Source organism: Pseudomonas sp. 02C 26 (genome assembly GCF_002843585.1).
Classification (GTDB): Bacteria; Pseudomonadota; Gammaproteobacteria; order Pseudomonadales; family Pseudomonadaceae; genus Aquipseudomonas; species Aquipseudomonas shirazensis.
The window spans coordinates 4,411,283-4,425,497 of record NZ_CP025262.1; the positions used below are offsets into that span (position 1 = coordinate 4,411,283).

Consider the following 14,215-nt stretch of genomic DNA (forward strand, 5'->3'; position numbering starts at 1 on the left):
GGCTGAACCCTCTGTTTCATGGGGCGAAGCTGGCCTTGGCCTGTGGATAGAACTCACCCGCCAGCTGCTGCAGAGTCGCCGGCAGACGCGGGCCGAGGCCGCCCACCAACAGGGTTGGGTCCAGCGACACCAGGCGGTTCTCGCGCACCGCGCGCGAGCTGGCCAGGCCTGGATTTTCCTTGAGCAGCGCTTGCACCGCCTGCTCACCACTCAAGCTGCGGTCGGCAATCACCACCACGTCGGGGTCGAGCGCTGCCAGTGCCTCGACCGAGAAGTTCTTGTAGCCCTGATGCTCGGCCAGGTTACGCCCGCCGGCCTGGCCCAGCAGCCAGTCCCCTGCCGTACCCGCGCCGGCGATCAATGGCTTGGCACCGGCATGGCCGACCAGCAGCAACACACCGGGCGCTTTCTGCGCAGCCTGCGCCTGTTTGACCTTGGTCTGTACGGCGTCCAGCTCATGATGGAACTGTCCAGCGAGCAGCCCGGCGCGGCCGTCTTCGCCAAGCAGACGGCCCAGTTTCTCAAGGTTGGCATCCAGTGCCGCCAGCTCAGGCTTGCTCGAGAACACCTCCACCCGCACCCCGGCCTGGCGAATCTGCGCCAGCACCGGCGGCGGGCCCATTTCGTCGGTGCCGACCAGCAGATCAGGACGCAGGCTGAGGATGCCCTCGGCCGACAATTGGCGCTGATAGCCGATGCTCGGCAGCGCAGTCAGTGCCTCGGGATGCTGACTGGTGGTATCGACACCGACCAGCCGCTGCTCACCACCCAGCGCGCTGATCCACTCACTCAAGGCACCGCCGGCACTGACCCAGCGCTGCGGTAGTTCGGCAGCCGCCGTCTGAGTGGACATAACAAGTGCAGCGCACAGGGCAAGCAGAGCAGCAGGACGGCGCATAAGCGGATTCCTTTACAGAAGACAGGCCGTGCGCCTTGTGGCACACGACAGAACTGCGCACCATAGTCGGCCAACGCAACAGCGCACAGTTTGATAATTATTCTCATTGAGCGTCAAGCGCTGCCTTGTGCCAACCTTTTACCGCAGGACGATTTCCCGCGATGCAGCTTCTATGTACTTCCGAGCAACTTGCTGAAGGCCACAGCCGTGCATTCAACGTAGCAGGCCAGGCGCTGTTTGCCGTGCGTCGCCACGGCCAGGTGTTTGTCTATCGCAACCGCTGCCCGCACAAGGGCATCCCGTTGAACTGGGCAGACGACACGTTTCTGGATGCCAGTGCCAGCCTGATCCACTGCGCCCAGCATGGGGCGCTGTTTCTGATCGAGAGTGGCGAGTGCGTGGCCGGCCCGTGCGAGGGCGAGCAGCTGCACGCCCTGGCCTGCCATGAAGACAGCCAGGGCATCTGGCTCAGCGCGTGAGCAACACCGGCAGCGGGCGGTCGATGCGAATCTGCTGGGCATCCAGGCAGGTGCCGTAGGCGATCACCTCGACGCCTTCGGCAACAGCTGCGCGCAACGCCGTGGCGTAGGCGGCATCGATTTCTTCGGCAGGCCGCACCGCTTCGATCCCGCTGAGATTGACGCAATACAGCTGCACCGCACGGATCCCCTGGCGGGCCAGTGCCGCCAGCTCGCGCAGATGCTTGGCACCGCGCTGGGTGACGGCATCGGGAAACGCCGCCACTGCGCTGTCCGGGTAGCCGAGGGTGACACTCTTGACCTCGACATAGGCAGGCCCACTGGCAAACTCCAGACGAAAATCAATCCGGCTGCGCTCGCTGCCATAGGCCACCTCGCGCTTGAGTGCGGTAAACCCGGCCAGCTCGCTGATCACCCCGGCGTGCAAAGCCTCTTCAACCAGTGCGTTGGCCCGGCCCGTATTGATGCAGGCCAGCCGGCCCTGTGGCGTCTCGCTGATTTCCCAGGTGCCGGGCAGCTTGCGCTTGGGGTCGTTGGAGCGACTGAACCAGACCTGCCCGCCTTCGCGCATGCAGTTGAGCATCGAACCGGTATTGGGGCAGTGAATGGTCAGCAGCTCGCCGTTGGCCAGTTCGATATCGGCCAGAAAGCGCTTGTAGCGGCGCAGCAGGCGGCCCTGTTCCAGTTGAGGAAACTGCGCCATCAGCCTTGCCAACTACGCAGGCCGCGGGCCAACCGCTCAACCGCCTGTTCCAGCCGCGGCAAGCTCTGGGTATAGGCGAAGCGCACATGGTGCCCAGCCTGATGGCGGCCGAAGTCCAGGCCCGGAGTAAACGCCAGATGCTCGGTTTCGAGGAAGTGCCGGCAGAAGGCGAAGGCGTCGCCACCGAACTTGCTGATGTCGGCATATAGATAGAAGGCGCCTTGCGGCTCGACGGCGATGCCGAAGCCAAGGTTGCGCAACGCCGGCAGCAAATAGTCGCGGCGCTTGGCAAATTCGCCACGGCGCTGGTCGAGAATGGCCAGGGTGTCCTCCTCGAAACAGGCCAGCGCGGCGTGCTGGGCCATGCTTGGGGCGCTGATGTAGAGGTTTTGCGCAAGCTTCTCCAGATCGGCCACCGCCTGCGGCGGCGCGACCAGCCAGCCCAGGCGCCAGCCGGTCATGCCGAAATATTTGGAAAAACTGTTCAGCACAAAGGCGTCATCGGCCACTTCGAGCACACTCGGCGCATCCATACCGTAGGTCAGGCCGTGATAGATCTCGTCCACCACCAGATGGCCATCACGGGCGCGTATCGCTTGCGCCAGGCCGGCCAGTTCATCGCGGTCGAGCACGGTACCGGTGGGGTTGGCCGGCGAGGCCACCAGCACACCGACGCTGTCCTGGTTCCAGTGCTGCGCGACCAACTCGGCGGTCAGCTGATAATTGACCTCTGGCCCGACCGGCACCAACTGCGCGGCGCCCTCGACCAGCCGCAGGAAATGCCGATTGCACGGGTAGCCCGGGTCTGCCAGCAGCCAGTGTTTGCCGGGGTCGACCAGCAAGCTGCTGGCCAACAGCAGCGCGCCCGAGCCGCCTGGCGTAATCAGGATGCGCTGCGGGTCGATGTCCAGCCCGTAGCGCTTGCCATAAAAGGCAGAGATCGCTTCGCGCAGTGCGGGTAGCCCGCGCGCGGCGGTGTAACGGGTATGCCCCGCCGCCAGCGCAGCCTGGCCGGCAGCGACGATCGGCGCGGCGGTGGTGAAATCCGGCTCGCCGATTTCCAGATGGATCACGTCATGGCCGGCGGCCTGCAGCTCGTTGGCGCGGGCCAACAGGGCCATGACATGGAAAGGTTCGATGGCGCGGCTGCGCGCGCTGTAGGACTGAGCCATTGTGGGCCTTCTATGAAATGCATCTAGACTGGTGAATCAAGCGTCAACATGCCACTGAACGCGTAGCGCGGGCCGCTGTCAACAGTGAGATCGGCCGGGGTAGCGCACCCCCGATCTATCTGGTAAGTTCGGCGGCTCGCAGTCGCAGGGCCGGCGGTCGCCGGAGATGGAGCATCCTGCGCATTGGATCAGATGAGTGAGAGGCGGTCTATTCATGTCCACCCTAGAAAAGCAAAAAGCCAGTCAGAACCTTTATGGGGTTGAGCCCTATCAGGAGAGCAAGGGTGAAGAGTACATGGGTGAACCCATGCGCAAGCACTTCACCAAGATCCTGAGTGCTTGGAAGCAAGAGTTGATGATCGGCGTCGACAAGACCGTTGACCATATGAAAGAAGAGGCGGCCAACTTTGCCGACCCAGCGGACCGTGCCTCGCAAGAGGAAGAGTTCGCCCTTGAACTGCGCGCCCGCGATCGCGAGCGCAAGCTGATCAAGAAGATCGACAAGACCCTGCAGTTGATTGTCGACGAGGAATACGGCTGGTGCGAAGCCTGTGGCATCGAGATCGGCCTGCGCCGTCTGGAAGCTCGCCCTACCGCTGACCTGTGCTTCGATTGCAAGGAAGTGGCAGAGAAGAAAGAAAAGCAGGTCGGCAAAGCCTGATCGTGCTTTTCATCGAACGGGGCGCTCAGGCGCCCCGTTTTTCATTGTGAAGATGACGTAAACCATGACTGCCTCCCCCTACGTCGGGCGCTTCGCCCCTACCCCCAGTGGTTTCCTGCACTTCGGCTCGCTGGTGGCCGCCCTGGCCTCGTGGCTGGACGCCCGCGCCGTCAATGGCCGCTGGCTGCTGCGCATGGAAGACACCGACCCGCCGCGCGAGATGCCCGGCGCCCGCGATGCGATCCTGCGCACCCTCGAGGGCTACGGCCTGCACTGGGACGGCCAGGTGGTGTACCAGAGCCAGCGCCATGCTGCCTATGCCGACGTGGTCGAGCACCTGTTCCGTCAGGGGCTGGCTTACGCCTGCACCTGCTCGCGCAAGCAACTGGAGGGCAGCAACGGCATCTACCCTGGCACTTGTCGCAACGCCGGTCACGCCCGCGAGGGCGCGGCGATCCGCTTGCGCGTGCCGGAGCTGAGCTATCGCTTCGATGACCGTGTGCAAGGGCCGTTCGCCCAGCACCTGGGCCGCGAAGTCGGCGACTTCATCATCCAACGCCGCGATGGTTTGTACGCCTACCAGCTGGCGGTGGTGTTGGACGATGCCTGGCAAGGCGTTACCGACATCGTGCGAGGCGCCGATTTGCTCGACAACACCCCGCGTCAGCTGTACCTGCAAGAACTGCTGGGGTTTTGCCAGCCGCGCTACCTGCACATCCCGTTGCTGATCCAGCCCGACGGGCACAAGTTGGGTAAATCGTACCGCTCGCCACCGCTGGCACCTGAGCAGGCCACCCCTCTCCTGCTGCGCGCGCTGCGTGCACTGGGCCAAGCGACCGAGCCTGCGCTTGAGCAGGCCAGCCCGGCTGAGGTGCTGGAGATCGCGCGCCAGCGTTGGCGCCCTGAGGCCATCGCCCGCCAGCTGACCCTGGCCGAGGCTGATCTGCGCTAGTTGCCGGTCCCGCGCCGTGGGCTCGCTGCAGCCCTTGGCGCGCGGTAAAAATCGAGCAAATTCAATTTCTTGCCCACAGCCGTAGAATCCCGCTAGCATCGGCCCGGCCATTGGCGCCGATTTGCGCCAATAATAAGTGCAAATCCGCAGCGCCCACTCATCGAGGCCCGCATGTACATCTATCGCTTGGTCCTGCTGCTGGTGGTCGGGATCTACCTGTTCTCGCCGGCCATCATGGACTGGTGGATCGAGCCCACCGGCGCCTGGTACCGCCCGTACCTGCTGTGGCTGATCCTGATCGTCGTCACCTTCATCCTGCAGAGCCAACGAGATGCCGATGAGCTTTAGCCTGACCCAGATGATCCTGATCAGCGCCGGGTACCTGCTGGTACTGTTCGGCGTGGCCTGGATCAGCGAGCGCGGGCTGATCCCGCGTTCGGTCATCCGTCACCCGCTGACCTATACCTTGTCGCTCGGCGTCTATGCCAGCGCCTGGGCCTTCTATGGCTCGGTCGGCCTGGCCTATCAGTATGGCTACGGCTTTCTTGCCTGTTACCTGGGCGTGTCGGGGGCGTTTCTGCTGGCGCCGGTGCTGCTCTATCCGATCCTGAAGATCACCCGCACCTACCAGCTGTCATCCCTGGCCGACCTGCTCGCGTTTCGCTTTCGCAGCACCTGGGCCGGCGCGCTGACCACCATCTTCATGTTGATTGGCGTGCTGCCGCTGCTGGCCCTGCAGATCCAGGCGGTGGCCGACTCGATCAATATCCTCACCGGCGAGCCGGTCAAGGCTCGGGTCGCGTTCGCCTTTTGTGCGCTGATCACCCTGTTCACCATCTTCTTCGGCTCGCGCCATATCGCCACCCGCGAGAAACACGAAGGGCTGGTGTTCGCCATCGCCTTCGAGTCGGTGATCAAGCTGATCGCCCTCGGCGGGGTCGGCCTGTATGCGCTGTATGGTGTGTTCGGCGGCCCACACGGCCTGGAAGTGTGGCTGCTGCAAAACCAGACCGCCCTCGCCGCGCTGCACACGCCACTGCAGGAGGGCCCATGGCGCACGTTGCTGCTGGTGTTCTTCGCCTCGGCGATCGTCATGCCGCACATGTACCACATGGCCTTTACCGAAAACCTCAGCCCGCGCGCACTGGTCAGCGCCAGCTGGGGCCTGCCGTTGTTCCTGCTGCTGATGAGCCTGGCCGTGCCGCTGATCCTGTGGGCAGGGCTGCGCCTGGGCGCGAGCACCAACCCCGAGTATTTCACCCTTGGCCTGGGCATTGCCGCCAATAATGAAGCACTGGCACTGCTGGCTTACGTCGGCGGTTTGTCGGCTTCCAGCGGGCTGATCATCGTCACCACCCTGGCGCTGTCGGGCATGGCCCTCAACCACCTGGTGCTACCGCTGTATCAGCCACCGGCCGAAGGCAATATCTATCGCTGGCTGAAGTGGACCCGGCGCGCGCTGATCGTCGCCATCATCACCGCCGGCTTCGTCTTCTACCTGACCCAGAACAACCACCAGAGTCTGGCCAACCTCGGCATCGTTGCCTTTGTCGCCACCTTGCAGTTCCTCCCCGGCGTGCTTTCGGTGCTGTATTGGCCGACCGCCAACCGCCGTGGCTTCATCGCCGGCCTGCTGGCGGGCATGCTGGTGTGGATGGTGACTATGCTGTTGCCGCTGCTGGGCAACCTGCAGGGCTTCTATATCCCGCTGCTGGACATGATCTATGTGCTTGACGACACCAGCTGGCACATGGCGGCGATTGCGTCGCTGGCCGCCAACGTCTTGCTGTTCACGCTGATCTCGCTGTTCACCAACGCCAGCAGTGAAGAAGTCAGCGCCGCTGAAGCCTGTGCGGTCGACAACGTGCGCCGGCCACAGCGGCGTGAACTGCACGCCGCTTCGCCGCAGGAGTTCGCCACCCAGCTGGCCAAACCGCTGGGCGCCAAGGCCGCGCAAAAAGAAGTCGAGCAAGCCCTGCGCGACTTGTACCTGCCGTTCGACGAACGCCGCCCTTACGCCCTGCGCCGTCTACGCGATCGCATCGAGGCCAACCTGTCCGGCCTGATGGGCCCAAGCGTTGCGCAGGACATGGTCGAAACCTTCTTGCCGTACAAATCCGGCAACGAAAATTACGTAACCGAAGATATCCACTTCATCGAAAGCCGTCTTGAGGATTACCACTCGCGCCTGACCGGCCTGGCCGCCGAGCTCGATGCGCTGCGCCGTTACCACCGCCAGACCTTGCAGGAGCTGCCCATGGGCGTCTGCTCGCTGGCCAAGGATCAAGAGATCCTGATGTGGAACAAGGCCATGGAAGAGCTGACCGGGATTGCCGCCAAGCACGTGGTCGGCTCGCGCCTGGTCACCATCGCCGAGCCCTGGCGCGGGCTGCTGCAGGGCTTTATCGACCTGCCCGACGAGCACCTGCACAAGCAGCGCCTGGGCCTCGACGGCCAGACCCGCTGGCTCAACCTGCACAAAGCCGCCATCGACGAGCCTTTGGCACCGGGCAACAGCGGCCTGGTGCTGCTGGTCGAGGACCTCACCGATACCCAGGCGCTGGAAGACAAACTGGTGCATTCCGAGCGCCTGGCCAGCATTGGCCGCCTTGCCGCCGGGGTCGCCCACGAGATCGGCAACCCGATCACCGGCATCGCCTGCCTGGCGCAGAACCTGCGCGAAGAGCGTGAGGACGATGGCGAGATCACCGAGCTGTCCAGCCAGATCATCGAGCAGACCAAACGCGTCTCGCGCATCGTCCAGTCATTGATGAGCTTCGCCCATGCCGGCGGCAGCCATCAGAACAACGAAGAACCGGTATGCCTGGCTGAAGTCGCCCAGGACGCGATCGGCCTGCTGGCCCTCAACCGGCGCAATTTCGAGGTGCAGTTCTTCAACCTGTGCGACCCGGATCACTGGGCCGAGGGTGACCCACAGCGCCTCGCCCAGGTGCTCATCAACCTGCTGTCCAACGCCCGTGATGCCTCGCCCGCCGGCAGTGCCGTGCGCGTGCGCAGTGAAGTCAGCGAGCACACCGTCGACCTGGTGGTCGAGGACGAGGGCAGCGGCATTCCGAAAAACATCATGGACCGCCTGTTCGAACCGTTCTTCACCACCAAGGACCCTGGCGAGGGAACCGGACTGGGGCTTGCACTGGTCTATTCCATCGTGGAAGAGCATTATGGGCAAATCACCATCGACAGCCCCGCCGATATCGAACGGCAGCGTGGCACCCGGATCCGCGTGACCCTGCCCCGGCATGTCGTAGCGACGTCCCCTGAAATTCGCGACCGTCGAGAGAATTGAATCAATGCCGCATATTCTGATCGTCGAAGACGAAACCATCATCCGCTCGGCCTTGCGTCGTCTGCTTGAACGCAACCAGTACCAGGTCAGCGAAGCGGGCTCGGTGCAGGAAGCCCAGGAACGCTTCAGCATTGCCACATTTGACCTGATCGTCAGCGACCTGCGCCTGCCTGGCGCCCCCGGCACCGAGCTGATCAAGCTAGGCCAGGGCATCCCGGTGCTGATCATGACCAGCTACGCCAGCCTGCGCTCGGCAGTGGACTCGATGAAAATGGGCGCGGTCGATTACATCGCCAAGCCGTTCGACCACGACGAGATGCTGCAGGCAGTTGCGCGCATTCTGCGTGATCGCCAGAACGCCCCGGCGGCCGCCACCAGCAGCCTCGAGCCGCGCAGCAACGGCAAACCGGCTGTTGCCGACAAGGGCAGCCACAATGCTGCCAACGGCGAGATCGGCATCATTGGCACCTGCGCGCCGATGCAGGACCTCTACAGCAAGATCCGCAAAGTGGCACCGACCGACTCCAATGTGTTGATCCAGGGTGAGTCGGGTACCGGCAAAGAGCTGGTCGCACGCGCACTGCACAATCTGTCGCGACGGGCCAAGGCGCCGATGATTTCGGTCAACTGCGCAGCCATCCCTGAAACCTTGATCGAGTCGGAACTGTTCGGCCACGAAAAAGGCGCGTTCACCGGCGCCAGCGCCGGCCGTGCCGGTTTGGTCGAAGCGGCTGACGGCGGCACGCTGTTCCTCGATGAAATCGGCGAGCTGCCACTCGAAGCCCAGGCGCGCCTGTTGCGCGTGCTGCAGGAAGGCGAGATCCGCCGGGTTGGCGCGGTGCAATCGCAAAAGGTCGACGTGCGCCTGATCGCTGCGACCCACCGTGACCTGAAAAACCTGGCCAAGGTCGGCCAATTCCGCGAAGACCTTTATTACCGCCTGCACGTGATCGCCCTCAAGCTGCCGGCCTTGCGCGAGCGCGGCAGTGACGTCAACGAAATCGCCAGCGCCTTCCTCGCCCGCCAGAGCGCACGCATCGGTCGCGATGACCTGCACTTCTCCAGCGAGGCCGAGCAGGCGATTCGTCATTACAGCTGGCCGGGTAACGTGCGCGAGTTGGAAAACGCGGTCGAGCGCTCGGTGATCCTCAGCGAGAGCCCGGAAATTTCCGCCGAGCTGCTGGGCATCGACATCGAGCTGAGTGACCTGGACGACGATGACCTGCTTGACGGCATGTCCGCCCTGGGCAGCGTCAGTGCCGGTAACGCCAGCCACGAGCCGACCGAGGATCTGTCGCTGGAAGACTACTTCCAGCACTTCGTGCTCGAGCATCAGGACCACATGACCGAGACCGAACTGGCGCGCAAGCTTGGCGTCAGCCGTAAATGCCTGTGGGAGCGGCGCCAGCGCCTGGGCATCCCACGGCGCAAGAGCAACGCCACCAGCGACAATTGATCGGCGCCCAATAACGGGGCAAGCCGTCTACCACGGGGTTACCGTGGCAGAGGGCTTGCCCCGTTTGCGTTTGTGCAGGTAACACCCCAGCGCACCTGCAAAAATCTGTTACCCATCCCCGACCGCCGTAACAGCTACCGAGGCGTACGGTAACGAAATTTCTACATTTGCTCCGCTCTCGACCTGAGCAAAACCCGGAAAACCCCCGTATTTGCTGGGTTTTCAAAAGTTGGCACGGCACCTGCTATATCTTTGGTACAAGAACAATAACAAGCATTGCAACTCAGAATAAGAACAAGACGAAACGGCTCACGCACAATAAAAACAAGACGGCGGAGGCGCAGCTAACTGATTCTTTTGGAGAGGAGTTGTGTTTGGGGCTTGCCCCACGACCAGGCAGAGAACAACAAAAACTGCACTAAAGCAGCGCCTACACTGGTTGGATCGACAGATCAGCATCACCTCAGCGGCCAAAGCAATCCGTTTGCTCTTTACCCCCGGTTTGGGGGTCGTCCACAAGTTTCGCGCTTTGTGGGCAGGGCACTCAACAAAAACAAGAAGCCCAGCAGAAAAACAATAAGAGCACGCAACGACTTCTTGGGGAGCTTAGGCTCCCCTTGTCGTTTCCGCCTCCCGCGCAAGCACCCGTGGCATACCGCCTACACCATCCCCGAAGTAAATGCTAGAATCCCCGCCCATCATGCGGCCATTCTCTATCCCTTGGCCGAACATTCCTTCAAACAGTGCATCCCATGCTGAAGAAGTTGTTCCAGTCGTTCCGTCCTCCCGTTAGTGGTCAACACCACAGGCGCACCACGCCTGAAGTGATCAACAAGAGCCAGCACTCGCTGCAGCGCAGCCAGTTCAGCCGCCATGCGGTGGGCATTGTCGATCGCCTGCAGGCTGCCGGATACCAGGCCTACCTGGTTGGCGGCTGTGTGCGTGACATGCTCCTGGGCATCACGCCCAAAGACTTCGATGTCGCCACCAGCGCCACGCCTGAACAGGTCCGTGCCGAGTTTCGCAATGCGCGAATCATTGGCCGCCGCTTCAAGCTGGTTCACGTGCATTTCGGCCGTGAAATCATCGAAGTGGCCACTTTCCGTGCCCACCACAGCGATGAAGACGAGGGCGACAGCCACCGTTCGTCGCATAATGCCAGCGGTCGTATTTTGCGCGACAACGTCTACGGCACCCTCGAAGACGACGCCCAGCGCCGCGACTTCACGGTCAATGCGCTGTACTACGACCCGGTCAGCGAGCGCATCCTCGACTACGCCAACGGCATGCCCGATGTGCGTAACCGCCTGCTGCGCCTGATTGGCGACCCGGTCCATCGTTACCAGGAAGACCCGGTGCGCATGCTGCGCGCGGTGCGCTTTGCGGCCAAGCTCAACTTCGGCATCGAAAAGCACACGGTGCAGCCGATCCGCGAGCTGGCACCGATGCTGCGCGATATCCCGCCAGCACGGCTGTTCGAGGAATGCCTCAAGCTGTTCCTCTCCGGCCACGGCGCCATCGCCTTCGAAATGCTGGTTGACCTGCATCTGTTTGAACCGTTGTTCCCAGGCAGCAGCCACGCCCTGGAAGAGCGCCCAAGCTACACCCACACGCTGATCAGCAACGCCTTGATGAACACCGACCTGCGCGTCAAGCAGGGCAAACCGGTAACGCCGGCGTTCCTCTTCGCGGCCATGCTCTGGCCGGCCCTGCCGGGCCGTGCACTGTACCTGCAGAGCCAAGGCGTACCGCCGATCCCGGCAATGAACCAGGCCGCCCACGACCTGATCGCCGAACAGTGCCAGCGCATTGCAATCCCCAAGCGTTTCACCCTGCCGATCCGCGAGATCTGGGACATGCAGGAGCGCCTGCCACGGCGCAGCGGCAAACGCGCCGACATGCTCCTGGACAACCCGCGCTTCCGCGCTGGCTACGACTTCCTGCTGCTGCGCGAGAGCGCCGGCGAGGAAACCGAAGAGCTGGGCCAGTGGTGGACCGACTACCAGGACGCCAACGACAGCGAACGCCGCGCCATGATCGCCGAGCTGGGTAGCCGTGATGACGGCAGCGGCGCCGCGCCACGCAAACGCAAGCGCAGCGGTACCAAGCGCAAGCGCAGCGCTGACGAAGCGTTCGACTGAGCATGAGCGTGCGCGTGTACATCGGCCTGGGCAGCAACCTGGCCGAACCTGCCGAGCAACTGCGCAGCGCCCTCGATGCCTTGGACAAGGCCGAGGGCACGCGCCTGGCAGCGGTTTCCGGCTTCTACGCCAGCGACTCGCTGCTGCCCGGCCAGCCGCGCTACACCAATGCCGTAGCCGCGCTCGACACCACGCTCGAGCCGCTGCAGCTGCTCGATGCGCTGCAGGCGATCGAGAACGATCAAGGGCGCGTGCGTCAGGAACGCTGGGGCCCACGCACCCTCGACCTGGATGTACTGCTGTTTGGCCAGCAGGTGCTCGACAGCCCACGCCTGACCGTGCCGCACTACCACATGCACGCGCGCCCGTTCGTGCTCTACCCGCTGGCTGAGCTGGTGCCTGCCGACTTCGTCCTCGCCGATGGTCGCAGCCTTGCGCTAATGCTCGCCGCCTGCCCGTTCAGCGGCCTCGAACGCCTGTAATTCGGGCGATCTTGACGGCGGTAACGCCAGTAACACCCTTGCCGTAACAATGCGGTAACAGGGTGATTGACTTCCCTCCCCTCGCTCACGACTATAGGCATCCCGTGGCCTCGACGCGCCACACTTAACCTATTTGGGCCCGGGCGGGTCTGAACATCACGAACGATGATGTGCCGCTCCGCATGGCACCTGCGCAAGGTTGTACGCAGGTCGATTGCACAGCGCCTGAACGAGGATTTTCTACATGCCTGAAGTAACCCTGACCACCCTGCATGGCCTCAAGGCCAAGGGTGAGAAAATCGCCATGCTGACCTGCTATGACGCCACCTTCGCCAAGGCTGCCAGCCAGGCCGGGGTCGACGTGTTGCTGGTGGGTGACTCGCTGGGAATGGTCCTGCAAGGGCATGACAGCACGCTGCCGGTGACCACTGCAGAAATGGCCTACCACACGGCCTGCGTCAAACGCGGCAACGACGGCGCACTGATCCTCGCCGATCTGCCGTTCATGGCCCACGCCACGCCTGAGCAGGCCTTCGCCAACTGCGCCAGCCTGATGCAGGCCGGCGCGCACATGATCAAGCTCGAAGGCGCGGCCTGGCTGAGCGAGACCATTCGCCTGCTGGCCGAACGTGGCGTGCCGGTGTGCGCGCACATGGGCCTGACCCCGCAGACGGTCAACGTGCTCGGCGGTTACAAGGTGCAGGGCCGGCAGGAAGCCCAGGCGCGGCAGATGCGCGCCGACGCGATTGCTCTGGAGCAAGCCGGTGCGGCCATGCTCCTGCTCGAATGCGTGCCCAGCGAGCTGGCTGCGGAGATCACCCAGGCCGTGGCCATTCCGGTGATCGGCATCGGTGCCGGTAACGCCACCGACGGCCAGGTGCTGGTGCTGCACGACATGCTCGGCCTGTCGCTGACCGGGCGCATGCCCAAGTTCGTCAAGAACTTCATGCTCGGCCAGGCCGATATCCAAGGCGCCCTGAGTGCTTACGTGGCGGCGGTCAAAGACGTCAGCTTCCCGGCTGCAGAACACGGGTTCAGCGCATGAATACCGTCAAGAGCGTCCGTGAACTGCGCGCAGCCGTGGCCCGCGCCCGCAGCGAAGGCAAGCGCATCGCCTTTGTCCCGACCATGGGCAACCTGCACAGCGGCCACGTCGCCCTGGTGACCAAAGCCACCCAGCGCGCCGACTTCGTCGTGGCGAGCATCTTCGTCAACCCGCTGCAGTTTGGCGCCGGCGAGGACCTCGACAGCTACCCGCGCACCCTTGCCGCTGACCAGGAGCGCCTGCTCGAGGCAGGCTGTCATTTGCTGTTCGCGCCGACCGTGGATGAAATGTACCCCGACGGCACCACAGTGCAGACCCGGGTCAGCGTGCCGCAACTGTCCGAAGGCCTGTGTGGCGCCAGCCGCCCGGGGCATTTCGAAGGCGTGGCCACGGTCGTCAGCAAGCTGTTCAATATGGTCCAGCCCGACCTGGCCGTGTTCGGCGAAAAGGACTACCAGCAACTGGCGGTGATCCGCGCCATGGTGCGCGACCTGAACATGCCGATCCAGATCATCGGCGAGCCGACCGTACGCGCCGACGATGGCCTGGCGCTGTCCTCGCGCAACGGCTACCTGACGCCCGAGCAACGCGCTGCAGCGCCGGCGCTGTACCGCGAGCTGAGCGTGATGGCCGACGCCATCCGCCATGGCCAGCGCGACTTTGCCGAGCTGATCGTGGCCGGTCAGGCCCAACTGCTGGCGGCAGGCTTTCGCCCGGACTATCTGGAAGTGCGCCACGCACTGACCCTGCGCCCGGCCATGGCCGATGACCGCGACGTGGTGGTAATTGCCGCAGCGTACCTGGGCACCACACGCCTGATCGACAACTTGTACCTGCATCTGGACGAGCCCACCGCCTGATTGCAACCCGGGGCCGCCACGCGGCCCCAAATTATCCCCGCCCGACCCCATTCCCCCCG

General features: G+C 63.7%; 13 protein-coding genes. 10 read left to right on the forward strand and 3 right to left on the reverse strand.

Features of this window, described 5'->3' with window-relative positions:
* Window positions 1–16: 16 nt before the first annotated feature.
* The gene (locus CXQ80_RS20110) at window positions 17–898 is read right to left on the reverse strand and encodes a hemin ABC transporter substrate-binding protein (protein WP_101322135.1); all 882 of its coding nucleotides are present in this window, start codon (window positions 896–898) and stop codon (window positions 17–19) included.
* Window positions 899–1,059: 161 nt separating this feature from the next.
* Between CXQ80_RS20110 and CXQ80_RS20115 the strand changes: the two genes are divergently transcribed.
* Window positions 1,060–1,377 carry a Rieske 2Fe-2S domain-containing protein gene (locus CXQ80_RS20115; RefSeq protein WP_101322136.1) on the forward strand — a complete coding sequence of 106 codons (318 nt, stop codon included), beginning with the start codon at window positions 1,060–1,062 and terminating at the stop codon, window positions 1,375–1,377.
* Here the strand turns inward: CXQ80_RS20115 and sfsA are convergent.
* Both sfsA and CXQ80_RS20125 read right to left on the reverse strand, forming a co-directional pair.
* Window positions 1,367–2,080 (reverse strand): DNA/RNA nuclease SfsA, encoded by a 714-nt coding sequence (gene sfsA, locus CXQ80_RS20120; RefSeq protein WP_101322137.1) that lies wholly within the window; start codon window positions 2,078–2,080, stop codon window positions 1,367–1,369. The genes CXQ80_RS20115 and sfsA overlap by 11 nt on opposite strands.
* The gene (locus CXQ80_RS20125; protein WP_101322138.1) at window positions 2,080–3,252 is read right to left on the reverse strand and encodes a pyridoxal phosphate-dependent aminotransferase; all 1,173 of its coding nucleotides are present in this window, start codon (window positions 3,250–3,252) and stop codon (window positions 2,080–2,082) included. Before CXQ80_RS20125 ends, sfsA begins: the two co-directional genes overlap by 1 nt.
* 214 nt (window positions 3,253–3,466) lie before the next feature.
* On the opposite strand from CXQ80_RS20125, the gene dksA reads away from it, so the two are divergent.
* The 9 genes from dksA to panC all read left to right on the forward strand — a co-directional run bounded on the left by dksA (window position 3,467) and on the right by panC (window position 14,156).
* A complete protein-coding gene (gene dksA, locus CXQ80_RS20130) occupies window positions 3,467–3,913 on the forward strand; it encodes an RNA polymerase-binding protein DksA (protein WP_101322139.1) in 447 nt (148 codons plus the stop codon).
* A 64-nt stretch (window positions 3,914–3,977) separates the two neighbouring features.
* Window positions 3,978–4,865 (forward strand): tRNA glutamyl-Q(34) synthetase GluQRS, encoded by an 888-nt coding sequence (gene gluQRS, locus CXQ80_RS20135; RefSeq protein WP_101322140.1) that lies wholly within the window; start codon window positions 3,978–3,980, stop codon window positions 4,863–4,865.
* 171 nt (window positions 4,866–5,036) lie between these two features.
* Window positions 5,037–5,213, forward strand: coding sequence for a hypothetical protein (locus CXQ80_RS20140; RefSeq protein WP_003250005.1), 177 nt, complete (start codon window positions 5,037–5,039; stop codon window positions 5,211–5,213).
* Window positions 5,197–8,172, forward strand: coding sequence for a sensor histidine kinase (locus CXQ80_RS20145; RefSeq protein ID WP_178080795.1), 2,976 nt, complete (start codon window positions 5,197–5,199; stop codon window positions 8,170–8,172). Before CXQ80_RS20140 ends, CXQ80_RS20145 begins: the two co-directional genes overlap by 17 nt.
* Before the next feature lie 4 nt (window positions 8,173–8,176).
* Window positions 8,177–9,628, forward strand: coding sequence for a sigma-54 dependent transcriptional regulator (locus CXQ80_RS20150; protein ID WP_101322142.1), 1,452 nt, complete (start codon window positions 8,177–8,179; stop codon window positions 9,626–9,628).
* Between the two features lie 752 nt (window positions 9,629–10,380).
* Complete coding sequence (locus CXQ80_RS20160; protein ID WP_101322144.1) at window positions 10,381–11,769, forward strand: polynucleotide adenylyltransferase PcnB; 1,389 nt, start codon at window positions 10,381–10,383, stop codon at window positions 11,767–11,769.
* Between the two features lie 2 nt (window positions 11,770–11,771).
* Window positions 11,772–12,251: a 2-amino-4-hydroxy-6-hydroxymethyldihydropteridine diphosphokinase gene (gene folK, locus CXQ80_RS20165; protein WP_101322145.1), complete on the forward strand. Its 480-nt coding sequence runs from the start codon at window positions 11,772–11,774 to the stop codon at window positions 12,249–12,251.
* A 244-nt stretch (window positions 12,252–12,495) separates the two neighbouring features.
* Window positions 12,496–13,296 carry a 3-methyl-2-oxobutanoate hydroxymethyltransferase gene (gene panB, locus CXQ80_RS20170; protein WP_101322146.1) on the forward strand — a complete coding sequence of 267 codons (801 nt, stop codon included), beginning with the start codon at window positions 12,496–12,498 and terminating at the stop codon, window positions 13,294–13,296.
* On the forward strand, window positions 13,293–14,156 hold the full coding sequence (gene panC, locus CXQ80_RS20175; RefSeq protein ID WP_101322147.1) for a pantoate--beta-alanine ligase: 864 nt from the start codon (window positions 13,293–13,295) through the stop codon (window positions 14,154–14,156). The genes panB and panC overlap by 4 nt, the downstream gene beginning before the upstream one ends.
* The last annotated feature ends 59 nt before the right edge of the window (window positions 14,157–14,215 follow it).

What these genes read in the sequence shown, in the direction of transcription:
- dksA (WP_101322139.1), top strand. Translation starts at nt 3,467, where the DNA reads ATGTCCACCCTAGAAAAGCAAAAAGCCAGTCAGAACCTTTATGGGGTT.
- CXQ80_RS20110 (WP_101322135.1), bottom strand. Translation starts at nt 898, where the DNA reads ATGCGCCGTCCTGCTGCTCTGCTTGCCCTGTGCGCTGCACTTGTTATG.
- CXQ80_RS20125 (WP_101322138.1), bottom strand. Translation starts at nt 3,252, where the DNA reads ATGGCTCAGTCCTACAGCGCGCGCAGCCGCGCCATCGAACCTTTCCAT.
- CXQ80_RS20160 (WP_101322144.1), top strand. Translation starts at nt 10,381, where the DNA reads ATGCTGAAGAAGTTGTTCCAGTCGTTCCGTCCTCCCGTTAGTGGTCAA.
- sfsA (WP_101322137.1), bottom strand. Translation starts at nt 2,080, where the DNA reads ATGGCGCAGTTTCCTCAACTGGAACAGGGCCGCCTGCTGCGCCGCTAC.
- CXQ80_RS20115 (WP_101322136.1), top strand. Translation starts at nt 1,060, where the DNA reads ATGCAGCTTCTATGTACTTCCGAGCAACTTGCTGAAGGCCACAGCCGT.
- CXQ80_RS20140 (WP_003250005.1), top strand. Translation starts at nt 5,037, where the DNA reads ATGTACATCTATCGCTTGGTCCTGCTGCTGGTGGTCGGGATCTACCTG.
- panB (WP_101322146.1), top strand. Translation starts at nt 12,496, where the DNA reads ATGCCTGAAGTAACCCTGACCACCCTGCATGGCCTCAAGGCCAAGGGT.
- gluQRS (WP_101322140.1), top strand. Translation starts at nt 3,978, where the DNA reads ATGACTGCCTCCCCCTACGTCGGGCGCTTCGCCCCTACCCCCAGTGGT.
- CXQ80_RS20150 (WP_101322142.1), top strand. Translation starts at nt 8,177, where the DNA reads ATGCCGCATATTCTGATCGTCGAAGACGAAACCATCATCCGCTCGGCC.
- CXQ80_RS20145 (WP_178080795.1), top strand. Translation starts at nt 5,197, where the DNA reads ATGCCGATGAGCTTTAGCCTGACCCAGATGATCCTGATCAGCGCCGGG.
- panC (WP_101322147.1), top strand. Translation starts at nt 13,293, where the DNA reads ATGAATACCGTCAAGAGCGTCCGTGAACTGCGCGCAGCCGTGGCCCGC.
- folK (WP_101322145.1), top strand. Translation starts at nt 11,772, where the DNA reads ATGAGCGTGCGCGTGTACATCGGCCTGGGCAGCAACCTGGCCGAACCT.